Below are 26,293 nucleotides of genomic sequence, written 5' to 3'. Positions count from 1 at the left end.
CGGTGCTCCGGCACCGCCGCGCAGGCGTTTCCGGCTCCTTCTGGCCGCCCGCTGCCGATCTCTCTCGACCTTGACAGCGCGCCGTATCTGACGGACAGTCAGAAACCATGCATCTGGCTCCCACCGAACGCCAGCAGCGGCTGCGTGCCGAACTCCGCGCCTACTTCCGGTCCTTGGTCCCGTCCCCGGCCCCCGAGGGCCCCGCCGAACGCCGTGACCTGCTGCGCCGCATCGGCGCGGACGGCCTGCTCGGCCTCGGCTGGCCCGTCGAGTACGGCGGTCAAGGGCGGGGCGCAGACGAGCAGTTCGTGTTCTTCGACGAGGCGTACCGGGCCGGCGCCCCCGTCTCGATGGTCACCCTGAACACGGTCGGGCCGACGCTGATGAAGTACGGCAGCGAGGCACAGAAGGCCCGCTTCCTGCCCGGCATCCTCCGCGGCGAGCTCGTCTTCGCCATCGGCTACAGCGAACCCTCCGCCGGCACCGACCTGGCCGCGCTGCGCACCCGGGCGGTGCGGGACGGCGACGGCTGGCGGATCGACGGGCAGAAGATCTTCACCTCGGGCGCCCAGCACGCCGACTGGATCTGGCTCGCGTGCCGCACCGACCCCGAGGCCCCCAGGCACCGCGGCATCTCGATCCTCCTGGTCCCCACGGACGCCCCCGGGTTCTCCTGGACGCCGATCGAGACGGTGGGCGGGCAGGTCACGACGGCGACGTACTACGACGGGGTCCGCGTCCCCGCCGGCAACCTCGTCGGCGCCGAGCACGACGGCTGGTCGCTCATCACCAACCAGCTCAACCACGAGCGGGTCGCCCTGGCCGCGACCGGCATGCAGGCCGAGGACTTCTACGCGGCCGCGCTCACCGCCGCCCGCACCCCCGATCCGGTGACCGGGCGGCGCCGTGTTGACGAGCCGTGGATTCGTTCCCGGCTGGCCGAAGCGCATGCCCGGCTGGCGGCGAACCGCCTGCTCAGCTGGCGTCTGGTGGGGGACGCGGGGGCGGGCAGGGTGGCCCCCGCGGAGGCCAGCGGGGTGAAGTTCGCGGGAACGGAATCGGCAGTCGCGACGTATCGCATGTGTCAGGAGATCATCGGCGAGGCGGCTTTGGTCCGGTCCGGCTCGCCGGGGGTGTTCGGGGACGGCGAGCTGGAGCGGCTCAACAGGGCGGCGCAGATCAACACGTTCGGGGGCGGGGTGAGCGAGGTGCAGCGGGAGATCGTCGCGACGATGCGGCTCGGGATGCGGAGGGGTGGCCGTGGCCGGGGGGACTGACGAGCTGGGGGCGCGGCTCAAGACGTACGAGGGGCAGCCGGCCTCCCGGGCGGGCACCGGCAAGGACCCGGTCAACCTGCCCATGATCCGGCACTGGTGCGAGGCGATGGGCGACACGAACCCGGCGTACGGGGGGCCGGACGCCATCGCCCCGCCCACCATGCTCCAGGCCTGGACGATGGGCGGCCTCTCCGGGAACACGGCACGCACCGGCGCGTACGACGAGATGTCCGCCCTGCTCGACGCGGCGGGCTGTGTCTCGATCGTCGCCACCGACTGCGAGCAGGAGTACCTGCGCCCGCTGCGGCCGGGCGACGAGCCGGCCTTCGACACGGTGATCGAGTCGGTGTCCGGGCGGAAGACGACGAAGCTGGGCACGGGCTACTTCGTCACCACGCGCACGGACATCCGGGTCGGCGGGGAGCTGGTCGGCGTGCACCGCCTGCGCGTCCTCAAGTACGTGCCCGCCGGGAAGCCTGCCAAGGCCCCGCCGCGCCCCCGCCCGGTGGTCAACCGGGACAACGCGGGCTTCTGGGAGGGCGTGGCCGAGGAGCGGCTCCTCGTCCAGCGCTGCACCGGCTGCGGCACCCTGCGCCACCCCTGGCTGCCGGGCTGCAACGCCTGCGGCTCCCCCGACTGGGACACGGTCGAGTCAGCCGGCGAGGGCACGGTCTGCTCGTACGTCGTGATGCACCACCCGCCCTTCCCGGCGTTCGACCCGCCCTACGCGGTCGGCCTGATCGAGCTCACGGAGGGCGTGCGGATGGTGAGCAACGTGGTGGGGGTGCCGTACGACAAGGTGCGGATCGGGCTGCCGGTACGGGTGGAGTTCCGCCGGTACGACGACGAGGGCGGGGCGTTGACCCTGCCCGTCTTCCGGGTCGCCGACGGGCTCGACGCTTCCGGCGGGGAGGTCTGACATGGACTTCACACCCACCGAGGCCCAGGCCGGGGCCCGTGACCTGGCCGCCAGGATCTTCGCCGACCTCGCCACCCACGACCGGCTGCGGGCGGCCGGGACCGGCAGCGACCCGGAGCTGTGGAAGGCCCTGTGCGCGGCCGGACTGGTGGCCGCGGTGGAGGAGCTGGGCCTGCTGGGACTGGTTCTCCTCCTGGAGGAACAGGGCCGCACCACGGCCCAGGTGCCCTACGCGGCGACCTGCGTGTACGGACAGCTGGCGATCACCGCGCACGGCACGGACGAACAGCGGGCGCGGCTGCTGCCGGGGATCGGCGACGGGTCGGTGGTGGTGACCGGGGCGTTCCCCGCCCAGCAGGGGGTACGGGCCTCGGAGGCGGGGCCCGCGGGGGAACGGCCCTCCGCGCGGGGCGGGCGGCTGAGCGGCACCGTCCCCGTCGTCCCGTGGCTGCGGGACGCCACCCATGTCCTGGTCGCGGACGCCGACGGGCGGCTGTGGCTGGTGCCGCTCGGCGAGGACATGTGTACCGGCACCGGCACGGGCACCGGCACCGGCACCGGCATCGGCACCGAGGAGGTCGAGCTGACCGCGCCGTGGTCGGCGGGGCGGCTCACCCTCGACGAGGCCCCCGCCGAGACGCTGGGCGGCGCGGACGCCTGCGCCGACGTCCTGGCCACCGCCCGCACCGCCTTCGCCGGACTCCAGGCGGGCGTCTGCGCGGGCTCCCTCGCCCGGGCCGTGGCCCACACCAACACCCGCGAGCAGTTCGGGCGCCCGCTCGCCACCCGGCAGGCCGTCCAGCTCCGCGCCGCCGACGCCCACATGGACACCGAGGCGATACGGGTGACGGCGTACGAGGCGGCCTGGCGGCGGGACGCCGGACTGCCGTACGCCACGCACGCGCTGACCGCGGCCTGGTGGGCGTCCGAGGCCGGGCAGCGGGTCGTGCACACCGGCCAGCACCTGCACGGCGGCGCGGGCGCCGACGTCGGCCATCCCGTGCACCGGCACTTCCTGTGGGGCCGGCAGCTGGACGCGTATCTGGGCAGTGGGGGCGAAGTGCTCCAGGAACTGGGGGAGTTGATCGCGAATGGCGACTGAGACGAGATGGCCGGCCGTGGGCGCCGCCCTGCCGCCGCTGGAGATCCCGATCACGCGGACGCTGATCGTGGCGGGGGCGATCGCGTCCCGGGACTACCAGGACGTGCACCACGACGCCGAACTGGCCCGGCAGAAGGGCTCCCCGGACATCTTCATGAACATCCTGACGACCAACGGTCTGGTCGGCCGGTACATCACCGACCACTTCGGCCCGACGGCCGTGCTCCGCAAGGTCGCCATCCGGCTCGGCGCGCCCAACTACCCGGGCGACACGATGGTGCTGACCGGCCGGGTCGAGGAGCTGGACGACGAGACCGGGACGGCGACGGTCCGGGTGGTCGGCGCCAACGGCATCGGCAACCACGTGACCGGCACGGTGACCGTCACCTTCACCGAGGCCACGGTGACCGTCACCCTCACCGACGAGGCGGACTCATGAGCGTGCGGAGCCGGGACTCGCTCGGCGGGCGGGCGGCGGTCGTCGGCATCGGGGCCACCGAGTTCTCCAAGGACTCGGGGCGCAGCGAACTGCGGCTGGCGGCGGAGGCGGTGCGGGCCGCGCTGGACGACGCGGGGCTGTCCCCGGCGGACGTGGACGGGATGGTGACGTTCACGATGGACACCAGCCCGGAGATCACCGTGGCGCAGGCCTGCGGGATCGGCGAGCTGTCCTTCTTCTCCCGCGTCCACTACGGGGGCGGCGCCGCCTGCGCGACCGTCCAGCAGGCGGCGCTGGCCATCGCGGCCGGGGTCGCCGAGGTCGTGGTCTGCTACCGCGCCTTCAACGAGCGATCGGGCCGCCGCTTCGGCTCGGGCGTGCAGCACCGGGAGCCGTCGGCGGAGGGGGCCGCGCTCGGCTGGGTGCTGCCGTTCGGGCTGCTCACCCCCGCGTCCTGGGTGGCGATGGCGGCGCAGCGCTACCTGCACACGTACGGGCTGACCCCGGAGGCGTTCGGGCACGTGGCGGTGGCCGACCGCGGGTACGCGGCGACCAACCCGGCCGCCTACTTCCACGGCCGCCCCATCACCCTCGCGGACCACGCGGCCTCCCGCTGGATCGTCGAGCCGCTCCGTCTCCTTGACTGCTGCCAGGAGACGGACGGCGGACAGGCTCTCGTCGTCACGTCGGTGGAGCGGGCGCGCGACCTGCCGCATCCGCCGGCCGTGATCGCGGCGGCCGCGCAGGGCGCCGGCCGGGCCCAGGAGCAGATGACCAGCTTCTACCGGGACGACCTGACCGGGCTGCCGGAGATGGGCGTGGTGGCCCGCCAGCTGTGGCGCACCAGCGGACTCGCGCCGGCCGACATCGACGTGGGGATCCTGTACGACCACTTCACGCCGTTCGTGCTGATGCAGCTGGAGGAGTTCGGGTTCTGCGGGCCGGGGGAGGCGGCGGACTTCGTGGCCGAGGCGCGGCTGCCGCTGAACACGCACGGGGGCCAGCTCGGCGAGGCGTACCTGCACGGGATGAACGGGGTGGCGGAGGGCGTGCGCCAGCTGCGCGGCACCGCCGTGAACCCGATACCGGGCGCGGGCCGGGTCCTGGTGACGGCCGGCACGGGCGTACCGACGTCCGGACTGGTCCTGACCTCGGACGACTGATCCCGCCACCGGGCCGCGCGATGCGGACGGGTGGGCTCTCCCGGGCCCCGGACGGGTGAGCCGCGGCCCCCGTCGTCCTCCCCCTCAGGGGTAAACCCGCAGGAGTTCCGCTCGCGTACTCCACCTTCAGGAGGTGTAGGCAGCCCCACCCCTACAACCTGAGGGGGACTCGGCTTCGGGACCTGCGGCCGATCCGCGGTGACACCGCTCGCTCATAGCGTGGAGCCATGACCACACCCGTCTGCACCAGCGCTTCGGACGCCGCCGCTGTCTCGGCGCGGCAGACCCGCCCCTTCGCCCGCCCGGCCCGTCCCTCCTATCCGTCGTTCGCGTCGTACGTCAGGGCCCGCCAGCCCGTCCTGCTGCGCACCGCCCGGTCGCTGACCGCGAACCCGAGCGATGCCGAGGACCTGCTCCAGACCGCGCTCGCCAAGACGTACGTGGCCTGGGAGCGGATCGAGGACCACCGGGCCCTCGACGGTTATGTGCGGCGGGCGCTGCTCAACACGCGGACCTCGCAGTGGCGCAAGCGCCGGGTCGACGAGTTCGTCTGCGACGAGATGCCCGAGCCCGAGCCGGTGCCCGGCGAGGACGACCCGGCCGAACGGCAGGCGCTGCACGACGCGATGTGGCGGGCCATCATGAAACTCCCGGCACGGCAGCGGGCGATGGTGGTGCTGCGGTACTACGAGGACCTGAGCGAGGTGCAGACCGCGGAGGTGCTGGGGGTCTCGGTGGGCACGGTGAAGTCGGCCGTGTCGCGTGCGCTCGGCAAGCTGCGCGAGGACCCCGAGCTGGACCTCGCCCGATAGCGGTCCGGGGCGTCCGGCGCGGCCGAACCGGCTTTGTTGGCTTTCTCCTAGTGACATACCGCCCGGTATGTGAGCAGAATCAGCGCAGCCCCTTTACCACCGAGTAGGCAATGTCGCCCCCGGGAGGACGCCGTGCTGAGCACCATGCAGGACGTACCGCTGCTGATCTCAAGGATCCTGACCCACGGGTCGAGGGTTCACGGCGCATCACAGGTGATCACCTGGACCGGCGAGGGCGAGGCGCACCGCCGCAGCTTCGCCGAGATCGGCGACCGCGCCGCCCAGTTGGCGCACGCCCTGCGGGACGACCTCGGAGTCCGGGGCGACGACCGCGTGGCCACCCTGATGTGGAACAACGCGGAGCACACCGAGGCGTACTTCGCGATCCCCTCCATGGGCGCGGTCCTGCACACCCTCAACCTCCGCCTGCCCGCCGAGCAGCTGGTCTGGATCGTCAACCACGCCGCGGACAAGGTCGTCCTCGTCAACGGCTCGCTGATCCCGATGATCGCGCCCCTGCTGGCCAAGCTGCCGACCGTCGAGCACATCGTGGTCTCCGGTCCGGGCGACCGCTCCCTCCTCGCCGGCGCCACCGCGGCCGTCCACGAGTACGAGGAGCTCATCGCCGGGAAGCCGACGACGTACGACTGGCCGGAGCTGGACGAGCGCCGGGCCGCCGCCATGTGCTACACCTCCGGCACCACCGGCGACCCCAAGGGCGTGGTGTACAGCCACCGTTCGATCTACCTGCACTCGATGCAGGTCAACATGGCCCAGTCGATGGGCCTCACCGACCAGGACATCTCCCTGGTCGTCGTGCCGCAGTTCCACGTCAACGCCTGGGGCCTGCCGCACGCCACCTTCATGACCGGCGTCAACCTGCTGATGCCGGACCGCTTCCTCCAGCCCGGCCCGCTCGCCGAGATGATCGAGCGCGAGCGTCCCACGCACGCCGCCGCGGTCCCCACCATCTGGCAGGGCCTGCTCGGCGAGCTCACCGCCCGCCCCCGGGACGTCTCCTCCCTCGGCCAGGTCACCATCGGCGGCGCCGCCTGCCCGCCCTCCCTCATGACGGCCTTCGACAAGCTGGGCATGCGGGTCTGCCACGCCTGGGGCATGACCGAGACCTCCCCGCTCGGCACCATCGCCCGCCCGCCGGCCCACGCGGTCGGCACCGCGGAGGAGTTCGCGTACCGCCTCACCCAGGGCCGTTTCCCGGCCAGCGTCGAGGCCCGGCTCAGCGGCCCCGGCGGCGAACGCCTCCCCTGGGACGGCGAGTCGGCGGGCGAGCTGGAGGTCCGCGGTCCCTGGATCGCGGGCGCCTACTACAACGGCCCCGACGCCGAACCCCTGCGTCCCGAGGACAAGTTCAGCGAGGACGGCTGGCTGAAGACCGGCGACGTCGGCACCATCTCCGCCGACGGCTTCCTCACCCTCACCGACCGCGCCAAGGACGTCATCAAGTCCGGCGGCGAGTGGATCTCCTCGGTCGAGCTGGAGAACGCGCTGATGTCCCACCCGGACGTCGCCGAGGCCGCGGTGGTGGCCGTACCCGACGACAAGTGGGGCGAGCGCCCGCTGGCCACGGTCGTCCTGCGGGAGGGCTCCACGGCCACCTTCGAGACCCTGCGCATCTTCCTCGCCGAGGAGGGCAAGATCGCCAAGTGGCAGCTCCCCGAGCGCTGGACGGTGATCGAGGCGGTGCCGAAGACGAGCGTGGGCAAGTTCGACAAGAAGGTACTCAGGAGGCGCTACGCCGAGGGCGACCTGGACGTCACCAGCCTCTGACGGCCGACAGCCCTTGAGCGCCCCGCCTTGAAGCGCCCCGCAAGGGGCGCGGGGCGGCAGTCGATCTGCGGCTGCCGCCGCGCGGGCGCGACCAGCCACGGACAACCCGCGGCCGACGGTCGGCAGTTCCCCCAACGGCGCTCCCTCAGTTCGTCCCGATCCGCGCCAACAGATCCACGATCCGGCTCTGCACCTCTGCACTCGTCGACCGCTCCGCCAGGAACAGCACCGTCTCTCCCGACGCCAGCCGCGGCAGATCCGCCTGGTCGACCGCCGCCGTGTAGACGACCAGCGGCGTCCGGTTCAGCTGCCCGTTCGCCCGCAGCCAGTCGATGATCCCGGCCTGCCTGCGGTGCACCTGCATCAGGTCCATCACCACCAGGTTCGGCCGCAGCTGCCCGGCCAGCGTCACCGCGTCCGCGTCGCTCGCCGCCCGCGCCACCTGCATCCCGCGCCGCTCCAGCGTCGACGTCAGCGCGAGCGCGATCTCCGCGTGCTCCTCGATCAGCAGCACCCGCGGCGGATGCTGCTCGCTGTCCCGGGGCGCGAGCGCCTTCAGCAGTACGGCGGGATCGGCGCCGTACGCCGCCTCCCGCGTCGCCTGCCCCAGTCCGGCCGTGACCATCACCGGCACCTCGGCCGCCACCGCCGCCTGCCGCAGCGACTGCAGCGCGGTCCGGGTGATCGGCCCGGTCAGCGGGTCCACGAACAGCGCCGCCGGGAACGCGGCGATCTGCGCGTCGACCTCCTCACGCGAGTTCACGATCACCGGCCGGTAGCCGCGGTCGCTCAGCTCCTGCTGGGTGGTGACGTCCGGCGCGGGCCACACCAGCAGCCGGCGCGGGTTGTCCAGCGGCTCCGGGGGCAGTTCGTCGTCCATCGGCTGCGGGCGCGGCGGGTCCGCGACCTCGACCGCCCCGCCCGGACCGTCCAGCGGCTCCGGGCCCTCGGCGGCGTTCACGTCCGGTGCGCCTATCGCGTACGACCGTCCGCCGCCCTCGGTGGCCCCCACCAGCCGGGACTGCCCGGCCAGCGACGGCTGCGGCAGCGGCTGGGCGGCGACCGGCTGCTCGGTCGGCGGATGCGGACGGGCGGCGGCCTGCGCGGCTTGTGCGGCCTGTTCGGCTCCCGGCTGCTCGGCAGCGGCACCCGGGTCGGGGCGCGTGCCCAGCTTGCGGCGCCGCCCGTTGCCGCCCGGCTGGTGCGGGGGCGGGGTCGGCGTCGGCTGCTGCACCTGCGCGGCCTGCCGCGAGAACGGCACCCCCTGCCCCAGCGTCCGCACACTGAACGCCCGGCCCTGCGTGGAGTCCGGGTCGACCGGTGCCGGTGTCGATACCGGCGTCGCCGCAGCCGCCTCGGCGGGCAACGGCTGAGCGGCTCGCGCCGGTTGGGCGGCGGCGGGGGCGTCGTCGGCGCCCGGCCACTGCTGCGGTACGGGCGCCACCGGCGCGGCCTCCGCCGGAAGCGGAAGCGGAAGCGGAAGCGGCTGGGCGGGGACCGGCTGGGCGGGACCCGGGACGGCGTCAGCGGCCGGGGCGGCCTGCCCGGGGACCACCGGAGCCGCCCCCAACTGCTGCTGCGGCGGCTGCGGTTGGTTCTGCGACGCTGCCTGCGCCGGTACGACCGCGCCCGGCAGCGCCTGCGGGACGCCGGGGACACCTGCCGTCGGCGCGACGGGGATCCCGGCCGGCGCGACGACCTGGGCCGCCGCCGGCCCGCCCTGCGCCGGAATGCCCTGCGGCTGTCCGGGCGGAACGGGCTGCCCGGACTGGCCGGGAACGCCCTGCGGCGGCACCGGCTGCTGCCCCGGCATCACGGGTTGCCCCGGCATCACCGGCTGCCCGGGAGCGACCGCCTGCGCGGGCACCGTCGGTACCGGTGCGACCGCCCCGGCCGCACCACCTGCCCCGGCCACCGGGGTGTTCTCGGCCGCCGCCGGCGGCTGGCCCACCGCCCGCCGCCGACGGCCGGTCGGCGCGTTGGTGGGGTGCGGCTGCGGCGGGGTGTGGTCCTCGGCCTGGTCGTGGGCCACGGCGTCGTGCCGCCCCTCGTCGCCAGCCGCCGCCATCGCCTCCGCCGCCGGGATCGCCTCCATCGCCTGGACCGGCTCGGGGCTGCGGTCGGCCTCGGCGGGCGGCAGCGCGAAGACCGGGCGGGGCCCCGCCTGCTGCTGCTCCGCCCGTTCGGCCGCGGCGGCCAGCGCCCGCCGCCGTCGGCCGCCGGACTGGCTGTCGTCGTACGCCGGCTCGGCTGCCGGCTCGGACGGCCCCGAGGGCAGCGCGGGCGGCAGCGCCTGCCGCTCGTCGGGCTCACGCCGGGCGCGCCGCCCCGACGCGGGCACCGGCACCGGCACGCCCTGCGGCGGAACGGTGCCGCCCAGCCCCGTACCCGCGGCGGCCGCCCCGGCACCCTGCTCGGCGGCCGTCACCACGGCACCCTCGGCGACCCCCGGGTCGCCGGCACCGTCGGCCGGGCGCCCGCGCCGCCGTCCGGTACCGCTGGACGCCGACTCCGCGCTCTCGATCGCGGCAGGGCCGATCTCCGGGACCGCCGCCTCGGCGGCGCGCCGGCGCCGCCGCCCGGTGGGCGCGGCCGAGGGCTCGCCCTCGCCGCCCGCCTCGCCGGGAACCTCGCTCTCCAGGAAGGCGTCCACGGAGGACCGCCGGGCCCGCCGCCGCCCACCGGCCGCGGGCTCCTCGGCGGCCGGGACGACGGCCACCTCGGCACCGGGCGGCGGGGGCACCGCTCCCGCCCCGCCTCCGATCGGCACCTCCAGCACGAACGCGCTGCCGCTCATGCCCGGCACCTCGTGGGTCTGCAGCACCCCGCCGTGGGCCCGCACGATCCCGCGCACGATCGGCTCGTGCACCGGGTCTCCCCCGGCGTAGGGGCCGCGCACCTCGATCCGTACGACCTCGCCGCGCTGCGCCGCCGCGACCACCACCGTGTTGTCCATGTAGCCGCCCGCGGAGACGGGCGCGTTGCCGGTCGCGTCGACGCCGGCCACGTCCGCGATGAGGTGCGCGAGCGCGACGGCGAGCCGCTGCGGGTCCACCTCGGCCTCGATGGGCGGCGCGTGCACGGCGAACTGCACGCGTCCGGGCCCGATCAGCTCCACCGCCCCGTCCACACCGGCGGCGACGACGGCGTCGAGCATGACCTTCGTGCGGTTGATGTCCTCCGACCCCGCGTCCAGCCGCTGGTACCCGAGCACGTTGTCGATGAGCTGGGTGATCCGCGAGTAACCGGCCGAGAGGTGGTGGAGCACCTGGTTGGCCTCGGGCCACAGCTGCCCGGCGTCGTCGGCGGCGAGCGCGGCGAGCTCGCGGCGCAGCTCGTCGAGCGGCCCGCGCAACGACTGCGCGAGCAGCGTCAGCAACTGCTCGTGCCGCCCGTGGAGAGCCTCGTACCGGTCCTTCTCGCGCTCGCCGAGGGCCGCGTACCGGTCCTCGTCGGCCGCCAGTTCCTCGGCATGCCGTTCGAGCAGCTCCTCGACCTCGGTGACGTGCTTCTGGCGCAGCGCGGTCAGGTCGGAGGCGTGCTCCTCGGAGAGCCGCTCCAGCTCGTCGGCGTGCGCCTTCTCCTGGGCCGTCTTCTCGTCGACGACGGTGTCGTACGGCCGCCGGTCGGCGAACGTCATCACGGCGCCGACCAGCTGGTCGCCGTCGCGCACCGGCGCGGTCGTCAGGTCGACCGGCACCCTCTTGTCGCCCTTGGCCCACAGCACCTGGCCGCGCACCCGGTGCTTGCGCCCGGAGCGCAGGGTGTCGGCGAGCGGCGACTCGGCGTACGGGAAGGGGGAGCCGTCGGTGCGCGAGTGCAGCACCAGGTTGTGCAGCTCCTTGCCGCCGAGCTCACCGGCCCGGTACCCCAGTATCTGGGCGGCGGCCGGGTTCACGAGGACGATCCGCCCGTCGGTGTCCGTCCCTACGACGCCCTCGCTCGCCGCCCGCAGGATCATCTCGGTCTGCCGCTGCGAGCGCGCCAGCTCTGCCTCGGTGTCCACCGTCCCGGTCAGGTCGCGGACGACCAGCATCAGCAGCTCGTCGCCGCTGTAGCCGTAACCGTCGTACGCCTGCTGCCCGTTCTCCAGGTTGGCGCTGGTGACCTCGACCGGGAACTCGGTCCCGTCGGTGCGCCGCGCGACCATCCGCGTCGGCTTGGTCCGCCCGCGCGGGTCCATGTGATCGGGCCGCCGCATGGACCCCGGGATCAGCCGCGAGTCGAACTGCGGGAGCAGATCGAGCAGCCCGCGTCCCACCAGCGCGGTGCCCGGGGCCTCGAAGGCCTCCAGGGCGATGGTGTTCGCGTTGACGACGGTGCCGTTGGCGTTGACCAGCACCAACGCATCCGGCAGCGCGTCCAGTATGGCTGCGAGGCGAGCAGCGCCTCGGGATGGCCTGCTGCTCACGAGACGCTTCCTCCCTGTTACCGCACCTTGCCGACCGCTCGGGCCATCTTGCCAACCGGCCCGCGGCGTGTCACGCGAGGGAGTCTAAGGGCACCGGTTGCGCTCACGACGCCGGATGAGAGGGAGGTCGCACGACGAAGTGACGACGAACATGTGACCGACACGCTTAGTCTCCCCCATACCTTCGCGAGACCTTTACGGAAGCGGGGCCGTGTCGGTGAATCGCCTGTGCCCGCTCTGGAGGGCGCGGGGCCGGGGCGCGGGGACCAGGGGATCAGGGGACTGGAGGGATCAGGAGACTGCCGGGGCAGGGCGGTCACCGGACCACCGGACCACCGGATCGGAGGGGCCGAGGCCTGCCTGTCCGTCACCCGAGCTCACTCGACGTGCCGAGGCCGGGCAGCAGCGGCACCATCCGGTCCCAGCGTCCGATCTCGCAGCCGTTGCTGCGGTCGTACGTCGCGTCGACCGGGCGGCCGGCCCAGGTCCCGGTGACATGGGCGGTGGCCGGGCCGCCGTAGAGCATGGTGCAGGCGGTGCCCGGGGCGACCGGCGCGAAGGTGTCCCGGCCCCACCTGGTGCTCCGGTCCAGCACCCGGCACGCGCCGCCCACGTCCGGGTGGCTGCCGGCGCCCGGGTGACAGGACAGCTCGTACGTCCCGTCCCGCCCGTCCCCGGCGTGCTGCACGGTGACGGTGAGGTGATCGGCGGCGACGGAGGCGGGCAGGGCGGGGACGGCCCCGAGGACGGCGGCGGCGACGACGGTGACGGCCCCGAGGGCGCCCCGCACGGCGAAGTACGACATACCCTGCCCAACGCACGCCCCGCCCGGACGTTGCGCGGCGCCCCCGCCGGGAGGAAGGACTTTGCCCTGCGGCCCGGCTGCCTAGTACCGTGGGAGCCGATTGGTGACAGCGCGCTCGACTGTGTCATCATCTGCACGCACCACTCGCGCTCACGCGAGCGGCTGTGCTGGAGGCGTCGCCTAGTCCGGTCTATGGCGCCGCACTGCTAATGCGGTTTGGGCCTTAAAGCCCATCGAGGGTTCAAATCCCTCCGCCTCCGCACCTGACTCAGGGAGTCCAACCGTTTCGGTCTGGGCTCCCTGTTTCGCGTTCACGCCCCGACCCGCCCGGCGGGAACCCGCCCGATACGGCGTTTCCGCAGCTCACAAGGGGTGCGGCTAACGGATTTCACATGGCGGCGGCAGTCATGTAATGTTCTTCCTGTCGCCGCGAGCGGGCCGAAAGGGCCAGGAGCGAAGACAAAAAACCAAAGAACAAGCACTCGTAGCTTAACGGATAGAGCATCTGACTACGGATCAGAAGGTTGCAGGTTCGAATCCTGCCGAGTGCACACAGGTGAGAGGCCCCGGAGAGATCCGGGGCCTCTTGCGTTCTGAGACTCCCCGAGGCCATCGAGCACCTCCACTGTCAGACCCTTCCGCCATGCTCTGCCCATGCTGATTGCGACGAACGCTCGGGGGCACGCGGTGAAGCACCCCTCCAAGCCGGCGATAGCCACGATGCTGGCGGACCTGGGACAGGGCGACCACCTGATCCTCGAACGGCGGGACGAGGACCGCGAGGGCGACTGGTACATCCAGGTGCTGTTCCGCGACAACAACACCTACCAACTGGAGTACCGGGACGGCGTCCCCGCCGAGCACTACCAAACCCTGACCTCCTCCCAGGACAAGGCCCGTCAGGCCCTCCTCGACTGGGCGGCCGACAAGCCGGACTGGCAGAACGGCTTCATGTGGAACAACATCGGCGCCATGTTCACCGGCCTCGCCGACGAAGCCACGGAGCACCCCACCCCCTAGCACCGCACTCCCGCCCATCGCGCGATCAGGTCGCCGGGAGCTTCGCGGTCCGGACCAGGTGGATCACGGGTACGCCTGCCGCAAGGTGCAGCGTCTTCACCTCGGCGTCGAGGTCGAGTCCAGCGATCAGGTAACGCCGCCACCACACGACTGAAGGACGCCGGCCTGGCCACGTTCGAGGAAAACGACACCTCCTGCTGCTACGCCATCCAGGACAAGGTGTGGGTGCACGGTCCCGGCAAGGAGCCGTGGGAGGTCTACGTGGTCAAGGCCGACGCCGACACCCTCGGCCGGTTTGGTCAGTCCATGCCGTCCGTCTCGGTGTCCGCCTCATCCAGTGACGGACACCGCCGTTCATGAACGCACGCAGGTGAACGATCCTGCACGCGGCCCTTCGAGGCGCCACCACAGTTGGAAAGCGTGCGCGTTCCCGCAGAGGTCCCCTGGTGCGCGGACGGCGCCGACAAGCTCGGCGCACGCCGGGTTCGGGAGGCGTGTTCGCGCACGGGCAGGGGCAATCCTCAGTAGACGATGACTCTCCAGCGCTCGACCCACAGCAGCCAGTCGCCTCCCGTGCCTCGCACCTGGACACGGTCGGCTTCCACCTGTCAGACGGTGCCGTAGAGCGTGGCGTCGGGGAGGTCGACCCTGACGACGTCGCAGACGTCCAGGTCATCCTCAACCGGCCGGCTCCACGCGTGCGCACAGTGCTCGCAGGCGTACTCGACCACGTGGCATCCCGCAACGCTCATCGGCCTACCCGGACGGACCGTCTCGACGAGGCATCGCGGGCACGGGTCGGCAGTGTGCGCGCCTATTGATCGCGACATCGTCCGATCCTGCTGGACAGCAACGAAGTACAGCAACCTCGGCGACCGCCATCGCCCAGCACCGTTCGCCGGGACCTTCCCCCCCCCGTGACCCCTTTGCGCTGTGGGGCCGCCGGGGCGGTGCAAGCGCATGTCGATGTGGCTTACGGGTGAATCCGGGCGTTCGCGGATCGGGCTGTGGCGCAGGGGTGGGAAGGCCCTTCTACGGACCGGACAGATCGCGGGCAGGGAGTGACCCATGCCGAAGTTCCTCATTCAGGCCACCTATACGCCCGAGGGGACGAAGGGCGTGCTCAAGGAAGGGGGGAGTGGGCGGCGGGCTGCCGTCGAGGATGTCGTGGCCGGGCTCGGGGGGACCGTCGAGGCGATGTATTTCGCCTTCGGGGAGGACGACTTCGTGTGCATCCTCGACTTCCCGGACGCGGTCTCCATGGCCGCTGTCAGCCTCAGCGTCAAGGCGAGCGGTGCGCTTCGTACCCGGGCCACGCCCCTGCTCACTCTCGACGAGATCGACGAGGCCGCTCGTCGGCAGGTCGCTTTTCGTCCTCCGGGGGCGTGAGCTGCTCGCGGCTCCAGGGGGCACCAGGTGGCGGGCGGCTTTGTGCGGGTTCAGCAGGGGGTCGCCGGGTCGTTTCTGTTGAGTTTCTCCAGGTAGTCGTGGGCGAGGGTGGTCGCGCGGGTGAACCAGTCGGTGAGGATGGCTAGTTCGTCGGGGGTGTAGTCGGCGAACAGTTCGGTGAGGCGGGCGTAGTGGCCGGCGTAGACCGCCTCGACCCGGGTGACGGCTTCCGGGACCGCGGCGACGCGGACCCGGCGGCGGTCGTCGGGGTCGGGGCGGCGGGTGACGTAGCCCGCGCGTTCGAGGCGGTTGAGGATGCCCGTCACCGCGCCGGTCGTCACGTGGGCGCGGGCGGCCAGGTCGCCCGCGGTCAGCAGGTCGTCGCCCGCCTCCAGGACGAAGGCGAAGCAGGTGAGGTCCGTGACGTTCACCCCGAGCCGCCGGGCCAGTTCCTGCTGGCCGATCACGTGGGCCGCGATGAGGTGGTCCATGGCGGACAGCGCCCGGGCCGGGTCTGCGGGCGGTCGCGGCTTGCCGTGCATCGTCGTTCCCGTTTCCCTGCGGATCCGGTCCCTGCGGATCCGCAGATTCCCTTAGCGCGTGAGAGGTATGGGGAGTAAATTTCTCACCCGGTGAGGGATTCTAGTCGTCCTCGCGTCGGACTGGGTGTTTCCGCTGCCTATGAAGGGGAGGCGGGTACGTGAGTCAGCACGACGAAGGCCACACGGTGGCAGGGTGGACCGGTACCGCGATCGCGACCGTGGGAAGCGGTGTGCTGGGGCTGGGGGTGTGTACGGTCTCGGCCGTCGCCCTGGTCGCGGGGCTCGCGGTGTGTGTCGTGAGCGTCCTGGTCACCTGGTATCTGCATCTCGCGGGGTGGGGCAAGCCGCCGGGCCCGCGGCCCCGGGCGCAGTGGCCCCTCCGGGTGCGCGACACCGGCGCCCGCGACGGCCACCCCGGATGCGTCTCCTGTCGGCTGGCGGGCCGGGGGCGGCGTACCGCGTCCGCGCTCCAGCCGGTGTCCGGCGCCGGCGAGACGGAGCCGACGGCGACCGCGGAGGCCCGCGGCTGAGCGGGACGCGGGACGGGAGAGGCTGAGCGGGACGCGGGAGAGGCTGAGCGGGACGGGTTGATCGGGAGGGGGTTGAGGAGCCCGCCGTTCGGCCGGCCCGAGGATCTCGTCCCCCTGTGCCGACCGGCCTGAGGGTTCCGGCCGTCCCCGCTGGCCCTCGCGCGCATGCTCGTTGTCAGTGCCGCCCTCTACCCTCGCAAGTGATGGCACAGGTGTGGAAATGCTCGGGGCTGCGGTGGTCGGACGACGGGCCCGTGCTGCGGTGGAGCGGTGGGCGCCGCAGTCCGCTCGGGTGGGGGAAGCGGGTGGCCTTCGGGGTCGCGGAAGGGGGTGTGCGGGAGTGCGTGGGGGCGCGCGGGCATGCCTGTCCGGCCCGGACACCCGTGTCGGGCAGGAGTACCGGAGCCCGGTGCGAGGAGTGTGCGCGGCTGGACCGGGCGCACTCCGTGGCCGCCGACACCATCGCCGACGATCCCCGGCCGTACCACGTGTATCTGGCGTGGTTCGGGCCCGGCCTGGTCAAGGTGGGGATCACGGCGGTCGAGCGCGGGTCGGCCCGGCTGCTGGAGCAGGGCGCCGTGAGCTTCAGCTGGCTGGGCGCCGGGCCGCTGATGGCCGCGCGGCGGGCCGAGGAGCTGTTGCGGGCCGCGCTCCGGGTGCCGGACCGGATCCCGTACGGCGACAAGCGCGTCGTACGCGCCCTGCTGCCGGCGACCCGGGCCGAGCGGGCGGTGGAGGTCGAGGGACTGCACGCGCTTGCTGTCGCGCTCGGCGGCTGGCCCGAGTCGCTGGTCCCGGAGCCGTGCCAAGTCGTCGATCACATGGCGGTGTTCGGGCTGGCGGGGGTGGCCGCAGCCGTCGGTGAGGTGGCCGGGCTGGTGCCCGGTGGCGTGGTGAGCGGTGAGCTGGTCGCGGCGGCCGGGCCGGATCTGCACCTGGCCACCCGGCGCGGTGTCGTCGTCCTCGACACACGCTTGCTGCCCGGCTGGGAGCTGACCGCCGCCGGGGGTGAGGAGGAAGACCAACTCCGGCTGCCGGTAAGGGAGTTCGAGGCTCCGCAGGACGGGCTCTTCTGAGTGGGGGCAGGGTCCGGAAGTCCTCCCCGCGCGGGAACCGCGCCGGGTCGGTACGCTCTCATCAGCGGTTCATCGGCGCTTCATGCACGCCCCGACGGACACACCGGACGTACACGGTCCGCACAGCCGGGGCCGGGCGTGATCACGAGTTCATGCACGCCTGATGGGATTCCCAGGTGTTCCCTGAGAGGCGCCTGTGCGTTTCTTAGGGAAAACACAGATTACTGAAAGCGTGTTCTCAGAGGACCCCGACAAGGTGTCCACCATGACCACGACCTCGCCCCAGGGGCGCACCGAACTGCTGAGGCCGGACGGGAGCCCCGTCCGAGTGCTTGTGGTGGACGACGAGCTGTCGATCACCGAACTTCTGAGCATGGCTCTTCGTTACGAGGGCTGGCAGATCAGGAGTGCGGGCGACGGCCAGGGCGCCATCCAGACCGCCCGGGAGTTCCGCCCCGACGCCGTCGTCCTCGACATGATGCTGCCCGACATGGACGGCCTCACCGTGCTGGGGCGCCTGCGGCGCGAACTGCCGGACGTGCCGGTGCTGTTCCTGACCGCGAAGGACGCGGTCGAGGACCGGATCGCGGGGCTCACCGCGGGCGGCGACGACTACGTCACCAAACCCTTCAGCCTCGAAGAGGTCGTGGCCCGGCTGCGCGGGCTGATCCGCCGCTCCGGTGCGGCCGACCGGCGGTCCGACTCCGTGCTCGTCGTCGGTGACCTCACCCTGGACGAGGACAGCCACGAGGTCTCGCGGGCCGGGGAGGGCATTCACCTCACCGCCACCGAGTTCGAGCTGCTGCGCTTCCTGATGCGCAACCCGCGGCGGGTGCTCAGCAAGGCCCAGATACTCGACCGCGTGTGGTCGTACGACTTCGGCGGGCAGGCCAACGTGGTCGAGCTCTACATCTCGTACCTGCGCAGGAAGATAGACGCCGGGCGCGAGCCCATGATCCACACCCGGCGTGGCGCCGGCTACCTGATCAAGCCCGCCGCGTCATGAGCGGGCGACGACGGCCGCGTACGCAGAAGCGGCGAGCGGGAAAGCCGCGCACCCTGCGGACCCGGCTCGTCGTCGTGTCCGTGACACTGATCGCCGTGGTCTGCGCGGTGATCGGGACCGTCACGACCCTGGTGCTGCGCGATCACCTCTACGGGCAGCTGGAAGGGAAACTGGGCGAGGTCGCGGCGCGCGTGGCGCCTCGCGACTTCGGCGGCCCGCTCGGCAGCCGGCCCAAGAGCACCGGCAACGGAACCGGGACCGGGACGACCTCGGGCACCGGTAGTACCGGGCCGAATCAGCAGCAGAAAGCCGACGGGACGACCGACCTCTCCGACTTCGTGACGGGTCCCCAGCCGGACGGCACCATCGCGGCCACGGTCCAGAACGGCACCATCACCGACTCCAAGCGGGGCGTGAAGTCCACCGAGACCTTCTCGATGAGCGCCAAGCCGCTCACGGACACCCAGCTCAAGGTGCTCAACTCCGTCGCCCAGGACCAGAAGACCCACAGCGTGGAGATGCCGGGCCTCGGCACCTACCTGGTCAAGTCCACGAGCAACGAGAGCGGCACCTACTACGTCGGTATCCCGACCTCCGACGTCGACGGCACCATCAACACCCTGATCATCGTCGAGATCAGCCTCACCGCCTCCGGCCTCATCGCCGCCGCCCTGGCCGGCACCGTGATGGTCAACGTCGCCACCCGCCCCCTCCGCCGGGTCGCCACCACCGCCACCCGGGTCTCCGAACTCCCGCTGCACACCGGCGAGGTGAACCTCAGCGAGCGCGTCCCGGAGACGGAGTGCGACCCGCACACCGAGGTCGGCCAGGTCGGCTCCGCGCTCAACCGGATGCTCAACCACGTGCACGGCGCCCTGCACGCCCGCCAGCAGAGCGAGATGCGGGTACGGCAGTTCGTCGCCGACGCCAGTCACGAGCTGCGGACCCCGCTCGCCTCCATCCGCGGGTACGCCGAACTCACCCGGCGCGGACGGGAGCAGGTCGGGCCCGACACCCGGCACGCCCTCGGCCGTATCGAGTCCGAGGCCGGGCGGATGACCCTCCTCGTGGAGGACCTGCTGCTGCTCGCCCGGCTGGACGCCGGGCGTCCGCTGCAGTTCGAGCACACCGACCTCATCCCGCTCGTCGTCGACACGATCAGCGACACGCGTGCCGCAGGCATGGACCACAACTGGCGCCTCGACCTGCCCGACGAGCCGGCGTTGGTCGCCGCCGACGCGGCCCGGATCCAGCAGGTGCTGATCAACCTGCTCGGCAACGCGCGCAAGCACACCCCGCCGGGGACCACCGTCACCGCCCGCATCCAGCGGCGCGGGCCGTGGCTGTGCGTGGACGTGGAGGACAACGGGCAGGGCATCCCACCGGACCTGCTGCCGCACGTCTTCGAGCGGTTCGCGCGCGGTGACTCCGCGCGCTCGCGGTCCACGGGCTCCACCGGTCTCGGGCTCGCCATCGTGCAGGCCGTCGCGACCGCACACGGCGGCGCCGTCACCGTGGACAGCGTTCCGGGCCGCACGGTGTTCACGCTGTATCTGCCGGCGCTTGCTCCGGCGGTCCCGCAGCCGTCCCCCGAAACGAACTGGCAATCGCACTCACAGGCACAGCACAGTGCCACCACATGGGTGCAACAGGGCGCTTGACGAGAGTCGATGCCATGCGAACCGACTCTTCTCCCGGCACCCTGCCGGCGCGGGAGCACCTCCCGGCCGGTAACGCCGGTACGCCTGTCCTGGACGTAGTGATCCCCGTCTACAACGAGGAGAAGGACCTCGGCCCATGCGTCCTCAGACTGCATGACCACCTCAAGCGAACGTTCCCGTACGCGTACCGCATCACCATCGCGGACAACGCGTCCACGGACACCACGCCCCAGGTGGCCAAGCAGCTGGAGGCGGAGATCGCCGAGGTCAAGTCGTTCCGGCTGGAGCAGAAGGGCCGCGGCCGGGCGCTGCGGACCGTCTGGTCGGCCTCGGACGCGCCGATCCTCGCGTACATGGACGTGGACCTGTCGACCGACCTGAACGCGCTGCTGCCGCTGGTGGCGCCGCTTATCTCCGGCCACTCCGACCTGGCGATCGGTTCCCGGCTGGCCCGCTCGTCGCGCGTGGTGCGCGGCGCCAAGCGGGAGTTCATCAGCCGCTCGTACAACCTGATCCTGCGCGGCTCGCTGCAGGCCCGCTTCTCGGACGCGCAGTGCGGCTTCAAGGCGATCCGGCGCGATGTCGCGCAGGTGCTGCTGCCGATGGTCGAGGACACCGGCTGGTTCTTCGACACCGAGATGCTGGTGATCGCCGAGCGCGCCGGGCTCCGTATCCACGAGGTGCCCGTCGACTGGGTCGACGACCCGGACTCGACCGTGCACATCGTGAAGACGGCCACCGAGGACCTCAAGGGCGTGTGGCGGGTCGGCAAGGCGCTGGCCACCGGTTCGCTGCCGCTGGACCGGATCGCCCGCCCGTTCGGTGACGACCCGCGCGACCGCGACATCCAGGACGTGCCGAAGGGCCTGGCCCAGCAGCTCGTCGGGTTCTGCGTGGTCGGCGGCCTGTCGACCCTCTTCTACCTGGTCCTCTACAGCCTCTTCCGGGAGTTCTCCGGCTCGCAGGTCGCCAACGCGCTCGCGCTGCTGGTGTCGGCGGTGGCGAACACGGCCGCCAACCGGCGCCTCACCTTCGGGGTGCGCGGCCGGGGCGGGGCGGTCCGGCACCAGGCGCAGGGCCTGGTCGTCTTCGGCATCGGCCTCGCGCTGACCAGTGGCTCCCTCGCCGCCCTGAACGCGGCGAGCAGCGACCCGGCGCACTCCACCGAGCTGGCGGTGCTGATCGCGGCCAACCTCGCGGCGACCGTGCTGCGCTTCCTGCTCTTCCGCGCCTGGGTCTTCCCGGACCGCGACGGCACCGGTACCGGCACCGGCACCGACCGGCAGGAGTCGACGGTCGTGGCTCAGCACAACCCGTCCTCCGCGACGTACACGACCGGCGGATACCAGCAGTACCCGCAGCCGTACCAGCCGCAGGGCCCGCTCCCGCAGCGCCCGTCGCACCAGCCGTACGCCCAGAACGGCACCACGACCACCCAGTTCCGCGCCGGTGAAGCCGCGGACGGCACCTGGAGGGACAGCACCATGCAGTTGCAGCCGGTGCGCCCCCACGACACCGAGCCGGGGGACCCCCGATGAGCACCGACACCGATCACGCGGCCCAGTGGGGCCCGCCCCCGACCGCGCCCCCCACGGCTCCCCCGCGGCCGCAGCACGCGCCGGACGCCCAGGAGGCCGCCGTACCGGCACCGGCCCCCGGGGCGGGTGAGCCCGAGCAGCCGTTCGTACGGAGACTGTGGCGCGGCCGGCCCGAGGACCCCCGCTGGGCGCGCCCGGCCTTCTTCGGCCTGCTGCTCGCCACCGCGGTGCTGTACTTCTACAACCTGAGCGTCAACGGCTACTCCAACTCCTTCTACTCGGCCGCCGTCCAGGCCGGCACCAAGAGCTGGAAGGCGATGTTCTTCGGCTCGCTGGACGCGGGCAACGCGATCACCGTCGACAAGCCCTCGGCGTTCATGTGGCCGATGGAGATCGCGGCCCGGATCTTCGGCCTGAACTCCTGGACGATCCTCGGCCCCGAGGTCCTCATGGGCGTCGGCACGGTCGCGGTCGTCCACGCCTCCGTGCGCCGCCGGTTCAGCCCCGCGGCCGGCCTGATCGCGGGCGCCGTGCTCGCGCTCACCCCCGTCGCGGCGCTGATGTTCCGGTTCAACAACCCGGACGCCATGCTGGCCCTGCTGATGGCGCTGGCCTGCTACTTCGTGGTCCGGGCCGTCGAGGACGGGCGGACGAAGTGGCTGGTGTGGGCGGGTGTGGCGATCGGCTTCGCCTTCCTCGCCAAGACGCTCCAGGCCTTCCTGATCCTGCCGGCGCTGGCGTTCGTGTACGCGGCCGTCGGCCCGCACAAGCTGAAGAAGCGGATCGGGCAGCTCGCCCTGGCGACGGTCGCGCTGGTCGTCTCCGCCGGCTGGTGGGTGGCGATCGTCGAGCTGTGGCCGGCCTCCTCCCGCCCGTACATCGGCGGCTCCCAGGACAACAGTTTCCTGTCGCTGACCTTCGGCTACAACGGCCTCGGCCGCATCAGCGGCGACGAGACCGGCAGCGTCGGCGGCGGTGGCGGCGGCACCGGCTCCGGCCAGTGGGGCGAGACCGGCTGGGACCGGATGTTCAACTCGGAGATCGGCAGCCAGATCTCCTGGCTGATCCCGGCCGCGCTGATCCTCCTCGCCGCCGGTCTGGTGGCGACCCGCAAGCTGAAGCGGACCTCGGTGACCCGGGCCTCGTTCCTGGTCTGGGGCGGCTCGCTGCTGATCACCATGATCGTGTTCAGCTACATGGCGGGCATCTTCCACCAGTACTACACGGTCGCCCTCGCCCCCTACATCGCCGCCGTGGTCGGCATGGGCGCGGGACTGCTGTGGGAGAAGCGCGCGGAGCTGTGGGCGTCGATCACCCTCGCCGCCGCCGTGGTCTCGGCCGCGGTCTGGGGCTACGTCCTCCTCAACCGCACCTCCAGCTACCTGCCCTGGCTGAAGTACCTGGTCCTGATCGGCGGTCTGGCCGCCGCGCTCGGCCTGGTCTTCGCGGGCCGGATCTCGCGGCAGCTCGCCCTCGGCGCGGCCGCGGTCGGCCTGCTGGCCGCGCTGGCGGGCCCGACGGCGTACACCTTCTCCACGGTCAACTCCGCGCACACCGGCTCCATCCCGACGGCCGGTCCGGCGGGCGCGAGCATGATGGGCTTCGGCGGCGGTGGCGGCGGCCGAGGTGGCTTCGGCGGTGGCACGGGCGGCGGTGGCGGCTTCGGCCAGAACCAGCAGGGCGGCAACGGCACCACTCAGGGCCAGGGCCAAGGCCAAGGCCAGGGCCAGAACGGCACCGGCGGCTTCCCGGGTGGCGGTACCGGTGGTACCGGCGGTACCGGCGGCTTCGGTGGCGGTATGCCGGGTCAGAACCAGCAGGGCGGCAACGGCACCACGCAGAACGGCACCGGCGGCTTCCCGGGCGGTACCCGGACGGGCGAGGCCGGTGGCATGGGCGGCGGTATGGGCGGTGGCGTCGGCGGTCTGCTGAACGGCGCGACCGTCTCCTCCGAGGCCAAGGCGCTGCTGCAGAAGAACTCCGCCCAGTACACCTGGGTCGCGGCGGCCATCGGCGCCCAGAACGCGGCGAGCTACCAGCTCTCCACCGGCGACGCGGTGATGGCGATCGGCGGCTTCAACGGCACCGACCCGTCCCCGACGCTGGCCCAGTTCAAGAAGTACGTGACCGAAGGCAAGATCCACTACTTCATCTCCTCCGGCACCGGAGGCGGCATGGGCGGCAGCAGCAGCGGCACGTCCTCGCAGATCAGCTCCTGGGTCGAGAAGAACTTCAAGAAGGTGACGGTGGGTTCGTCCACCTTCTACGACCTCACGCAGAAGGCGAGCACCAGCTGACGGACTCCTGAACAGCGGCGCAAGGGCGGTGACCTCCCAGGTCACCGCCCTTTGCCGTGCCCGGGGTATCGCTGTTGTACGTCGTATAAGAGCTGCCTTACGGTGTACAACATGACTTCTCAGGGCCACCCCCAGCGCTGGCTGATCCTCGGTGTGATCTGTCTGGCGCAGCTCACCGTGCTGCTCGACAACACCGTCCTCAACGTGGCCATCCCCTCCCTCACCCGGGAACTGCACGCGACCACCGCCGACATCCAGTGGATGATCAACGCGTACTCACTCGTCCAGTCCGGCCTGCTGCTCACCGCGGGCAGCGCGGCCGACCGCTACGGCCGCAAGAAGATGCTGGTCGCGGGTCTGGTCCTGTTCGGGGTGGGTTCGCTGGCCGCGGGCCTGGCCGGCACCACCGGCCAACTGGTCGCGGCGCGGGCCGGCATGGGCGTGGGCGGCGCGCTGCTGCTGACGACGACCCTGGCCGTGGCGATGCAGATCTTCACCCCCGACGAGCAGCCCAGGGCCATCGGCATCTGGAGTGCCGTCAACGCGCTGGGCTTCGCCGCCGGGCCGTTGATCGGCGGGTTCATGCTCAACCACTTCTGGTGGGGTGCGATCTTCCTGATCAACCTCCCGGTGGCGGCGCTGGCCCTGGCCGCCGTCATCGCCCTGGTCCCCGAATCCAGGAACCCGCAGGGCGACCGGCCCGACCTGCTCGGCGCGCTGCTCTCCACGGTCGGCATGGCCGCGCTGGTCTTCGCGATCATCTCCGGCCCGGAACACGGCTGGACGTCGGCGCGGGTGCTGGGCACGGCCGCCGTGGCGGTACTGGCGCTGAGCCTCTTCGGGTACTGGGAGAGCCGGATCCCGTACCCCATGCTCGACCCGCACTTCTTCCGGGACCGCCGCTTCACGGGTGCGGTCGCCGGCGCGGTCCTCATCACCTTCGGCATGGGCGGCGCGCTGTTCCTGCTCACCCAGCACCTGCAACTGGTCCTCGGCTACGGCGCGCTGGAGGCCGGCCTGCGGACGGCGCCGCTCGCGCTGACGGTCGTCGTCCTCAACTTCAGCGGCCTGTCGGCCAGGTGGGCGACGCGGCTGGGCACTCCGGTCGCGATCGCGCTCGGCATGCTGCTGATGTCGCTGGGCCTGGTCTCCATCGCCGTACTGGACGCGAGCGGTTACGGTGGCACGCTGCTCGGGCTGCTGCTGATCGGGGCGGGGTGCGCGCTCGCCAACCCGGCGATGGCGCACGCCATCATGGGGGCGATTCCTCCGGAGAAGGCCGGGGTGGGGGCCGGGATCAACGGCACGCTGGCGGAGTTCGGGAACGGGTTGGGGGTGGCCGTGCTCGGAGCGGTCCTGAGCTCTTCGGTGGCGTCGGGGAAGTCGTTGTCGGCGGGGTTGGGGGCGGGGCAACTGGTGGGGGCCGTTGCCGTCGTCGCCGGGGGTTTTGTGGCGGCGGGGCTTCTCAGGAAGGCGGAGAAGAATGTCGTCTGAGGGGGTGGGGGGTACTTGTCCATCGGCGGGTGCGGGTGGATTGTGGCTGGTCGCGCCCACGCGGCGGAGCCGCATATCGGACACAGTCCCGCGCCCCTTTCAGGGGCGTTGGAGTTCTAGCATCTTTGGAAGTGGTCGTGGAGGAAGGTGTGTCTATGGCGCGGGCCAGTGTGTGGCTGGAGGAGAAGGCCGGTAAGGGCGGGCGTAGTGGGCAGCCGTCGGGGCTGGACCGGGCCAGGATCACCTCCGTCACCGTGCGGCTCCTCGATGCCGACGGGCTCGACAGGTTCTCCATGCGGCGACTGGCGGCCGAGCTGAAGGTGACCGCCATGTCCGTGTACTGGTACGTCGACACCAAGGACGACCTGCTCGAACTCGCCCTGGACGCGGCCTTCGGCGAGCTGGCCCTGCCCGACGCCGCCGTCGGCGACTGGCGGGAGCAGCTGCGGGCGCTGGCCACCGAGTACCGCGCCCTGCTGGTCCGCCATCCCTGGCTCTCCCCGCTGGCCGGCCGCTACCTCAACATCGGCCCCCACTCGCTCGCCTTCTCCCGGGTGGTCCAGCAGGTGGTCCGCCGCGCCGGCCTGCCCGCCCACGGCGTGACCGGCGCGATCTCGGCCGTCTTCCAGTTCGTCTACGGCTACGGCACGATCGAGGGCCATTTCGCCGAGCGCGTGGCGGCGGCGGGCATGACCCAGGACGAGTACTTCAACACCGCGATGAACGCGGTGACCGAGACCCCGGCGACGGCACAGATCATCGAGGAGTCCCGGGACCTCATGGCGGCGAGGGGCGGCGACACCGTCGCCGAGATGCTGGACAGGGACTTCACGTTCGCCCTGGACCTGCTGATCGCCGGCATCGAGGCGATGGTGGAAAAGGGCGCGTGACCGGCTGCGGGTGCGTGGGGGCTGGTCGCGCGGTTCCCCGCGCCCCTGACGGGGCGCTCCGGCGGCACCCCTTGTTTTTCAGGGGCGCGGGGAACTGCGCGAGCAACCACGCACGACCCGCAGTCGCGCACCGA

At 72.3% G+C, this 26,293-nt stretch carries 21 protein-coding genes, 2 tRNA genes and 1 pseudogene; 20 read left to right on the top strand and 4 right to left on the bottom strand.

The genetic code is table 11. The annotated features are described in order from the left end of the window. Positions 1-107 precede the first annotated feature (107 nt). From ACGF5O_RS17375 to ACGF5O_RS17345, 7 genes are all read left to right on the top strand, one after another. A complete protein-coding gene (locus ACGF5O_RS17375) occupies positions 108-1,277 on the top strand; it encodes an acyl-CoA dehydrogenase family protein (RefSeq protein WP_393810732.1) in 1,170 nt (389 codons plus the stop codon). Next, a complete protein-coding gene (locus ACGF5O_RS17370; protein ID WP_393810731.1) occupies positions 1,261-2,196 on the top strand; it encodes a bifunctional MaoC family dehydratase N-terminal/OB-fold nucleic acid binding domain-containing protein in 936 nt (311 codons plus the stop codon). The genes ACGF5O_RS17375 and ACGF5O_RS17370 overlap by 17 nt, the downstream gene beginning before the upstream one ends. A gap of 1 nt (position 2,197) precedes the next feature. Then, positions 2,198-3,298 (top strand): acyl-CoA dehydrogenase family protein, encoded by a 1,101-nt coding sequence (locus ACGF5O_RS17365; RefSeq protein ID WP_393810730.1) that lies wholly within the window; start codon positions 2,198-2,200, stop codon positions 3,296-3,298. Next, positions 3,288-3,737: a MaoC family dehydratase gene (locus tag ACGF5O_RS17360; protein ID WP_393810729.1), complete on the top strand. Its 450-nt coding sequence runs from the start codon at positions 3,288-3,290 to the stop codon at positions 3,735-3,737. Before ACGF5O_RS17365 ends, ACGF5O_RS17360 begins: the two co-directional genes overlap by 11 nt. Beyond that, positions 3,734-4,900: a lipid-transfer protein gene (locus ACGF5O_RS17355; RefSeq protein ID WP_393810728.1), complete on the top strand. Its 1,167-nt coding sequence runs from the start codon at positions 3,734-3,736 to the stop codon at positions 4,898-4,900. Before ACGF5O_RS17360 ends, ACGF5O_RS17355 begins: the two co-directional genes overlap by 4 nt. Before the next feature lie 227 nt (positions 4,901-5,127). Further along, a complete protein-coding gene (locus tag ACGF5O_RS17350) occupies positions 5,128-5,712 on the top strand; it encodes a SigE family RNA polymerase sigma factor (protein WP_393810727.1) in 585 nt (194 codons plus the stop codon). 132 nt (positions 5,713-5,844) lie between these two features. Beyond that, positions 5,845-7,500 carry a long-chain fatty acid--CoA ligase gene (locus ACGF5O_RS17345; RefSeq protein ID WP_393810726.1) on the top strand — a complete coding sequence of 552 codons (1,656 nt, stop codon included), beginning with the start codon at positions 5,845-5,847 and terminating at the stop codon, positions 7,498-7,500. Between the two features lie 145 nt (positions 7,501-7,645). Here ACGF5O_RS17345 and ACGF5O_RS17340 read toward each other — a convergent pair whose 3' ends face one another. Together ACGF5O_RS17340 and ACGF5O_RS17335 are read right to left on the bottom strand one after the other, a co-directional pair. Next, entirely contained in the window at positions 7,646-11,911 is a 4,266-nt protein-coding gene (locus ACGF5O_RS17340) for a PAS domain-containing protein (protein WP_393810725.1), read from the bottom strand. 367 nt (positions 11,912-12,278) lie between these two features. Then, complete coding sequence (locus tag ACGF5O_RS17335; RefSeq protein WP_393810724.1) at positions 12,279-12,716, bottom strand: SSI family serine proteinase inhibitor; 438 nt, start codon at positions 12,714-12,716, stop codon at positions 12,279-12,281. A 169-nt stretch (positions 12,717-12,885) separates the two neighbouring features. Here ACGF5O_RS17335 and ACGF5O_RS17330 point away from each other — a divergent pair. The 4 genes and pseudogenes from ACGF5O_RS17330 to ACGF5O_RS17315 all read left to right on the top strand — a co-directional run. Next, positions 12,886-12,976 (top strand) — tRNA-Ser (locus ACGF5O_RS17330). A gap of 218 nt (positions 12,977-13,194) precedes the next feature. Beyond that, positions 13,195-13,267: transfer RNA gene (locus ACGF5O_RS17325), tRNA-Arg, on the top strand. Positions 13,268-13,370: 103 nt separating this feature from the next. Further along, on the top strand, positions 13,371-13,736 hold the full coding sequence (locus ACGF5O_RS17320) for a hypothetical protein (RefSeq protein ID WP_393810723.1): 366 nt from the start codon (positions 13,371-13,373) through the stop codon (positions 13,734-13,736). A 97-nt stretch (positions 13,737-13,833) separates the two neighbouring features. Then, positions 13,834-14,096: pseudogene (locus ACGF5O_RS17315) on the top strand (glyoxalase/bleomycin resistance/dioxygenase family protein); the annotation flags it as partial. A 248-nt stretch (positions 14,097-14,344) separates the two neighbouring features. Here ACGF5O_RS17315 and ACGF5O_RS17310 read toward each other — a convergent pair. Then, complete coding sequence (locus ACGF5O_RS17310; RefSeq protein WP_393810722.1) at positions 14,345-14,488, bottom strand: hypothetical protein; 144 nt, start codon at positions 14,486-14,488, stop codon at positions 14,345-14,347. 316 nt (positions 14,489-14,804) lie between these two features. On the opposite strand from ACGF5O_RS17310, the gene ACGF5O_RS17305 reads away from it, so the two are divergent. Further along, the gene (locus tag ACGF5O_RS17305; RefSeq protein WP_393810721.1) at positions 14,805-15,125 is read left to right on the top strand and encodes a GYD domain-containing protein; all 321 of its coding nucleotides are present in this window, start codon (positions 14,805-14,807) and stop codon (positions 15,123-15,125) included. 50 nt (positions 15,126-15,175) lie between these two features. On the opposite strand, the gene ACGF5O_RS17300 is transcribed toward ACGF5O_RS17305, so the two are convergent. Further along, the gene (locus ACGF5O_RS17300) at positions 15,176-15,667 is read right to left on the bottom strand and encodes a MarR family winged helix-turn-helix transcriptional regulator (protein WP_393810720.1); all 492 of its coding nucleotides are present in this window, start codon (positions 15,665-15,667) and stop codon (positions 15,176-15,178) included. Positions 15,668-15,825: 158 nt separating this feature from the next. On the opposite strand from ACGF5O_RS17300, the gene ACGF5O_RS17295 reads away from it, so the two are divergent. The 8 genes from ACGF5O_RS17295 to ACGF5O_RS17260 all read left to right on the top strand — a co-directional run bounded on the left by ACGF5O_RS17295 (position 15,826) and on the right by ACGF5O_RS17260 (position 26,159). Further along, entirely contained in the window at positions 15,826-16,197 is a 372-nt protein-coding gene (locus tag ACGF5O_RS17295) for an HGxxPAAW family protein (RefSeq protein WP_393810719.1), read from the top strand. Positions 16,198-16,400: 203 nt separating this feature from the next. After that, complete coding sequence (locus ACGF5O_RS17290) at positions 16,401-17,273, top strand: DUF2797 domain-containing protein (RefSeq protein WP_393810718.1); 873 nt, start codon at positions 16,401-16,403, stop codon at positions 17,271-17,273. A 265-nt stretch (positions 17,274-17,538) separates the two neighbouring features. Beyond that, complete coding sequence (locus tag ACGF5O_RS17285) at positions 17,539-18,279, top strand: response regulator transcription factor (protein ID WP_046727718.1); 741 nt, start codon at positions 17,539-17,541, stop codon at positions 18,277-18,279. Beyond that, complete coding sequence (locus ACGF5O_RS17280; protein WP_393810717.1) at positions 18,276-19,940, top strand: ATP-binding protein; 1,665 nt, start codon at positions 18,276-18,278, stop codon at positions 19,938-19,940. The genes ACGF5O_RS17285 and ACGF5O_RS17280 overlap by 4 nt, the downstream gene beginning before the upstream one ends. A gap of 14 nt (positions 19,941-19,954) precedes the next feature. Next, complete coding sequence (locus tag ACGF5O_RS17275; protein WP_393810716.1) at positions 19,955-21,478, top strand: glycosyltransferase; 1,524 nt, start codon at positions 19,955-19,957, stop codon at positions 21,476-21,478. Continuing rightward, the gene (locus ACGF5O_RS17270; protein WP_393810715.1) at positions 21,475-23,775 is read left to right on the top strand and encodes a glycosyltransferase family 39 protein; all 2,301 of its coding nucleotides are present in this window, start codon (positions 21,475-21,477) and stop codon (positions 23,773-23,775) included. Before ACGF5O_RS17275 ends, ACGF5O_RS17270 begins: the two co-directional genes overlap by 4 nt. A gap of 111 nt (positions 23,776-23,886) precedes the next feature. Next, on the top strand, positions 23,887-25,269 hold the full coding sequence (locus ACGF5O_RS17265; protein ID WP_393810714.1) for an MFS transporter: 1,383 nt from the start codon (positions 23,887-23,889) through the stop codon (positions 25,267-25,269). Between the two features lie 155 nt (positions 25,270-25,424). Next, a complete protein-coding gene (locus ACGF5O_RS17260) occupies positions 25,425-26,159 on the top strand; it encodes a TetR/AcrR family transcriptional regulator (RefSeq protein WP_393810713.1) in 735 nt (244 codons plus the stop codon). Positions 26,160-26,293 lie beyond the last annotated feature (134 nt).

This window comes from Streptomyces sp. NPDC048291, from assembly GCF_043201715.1.
Classification (GTDB): domain Bacteria; phylum Actinomycetota; class Actinomycetes; order Streptomycetales; family Streptomycetaceae; genus Streptomyces.
Note: the sequence above shows the minus strand (reverse complement) of the source record. Positions and strands in the feature narration are given on the sequence as shown.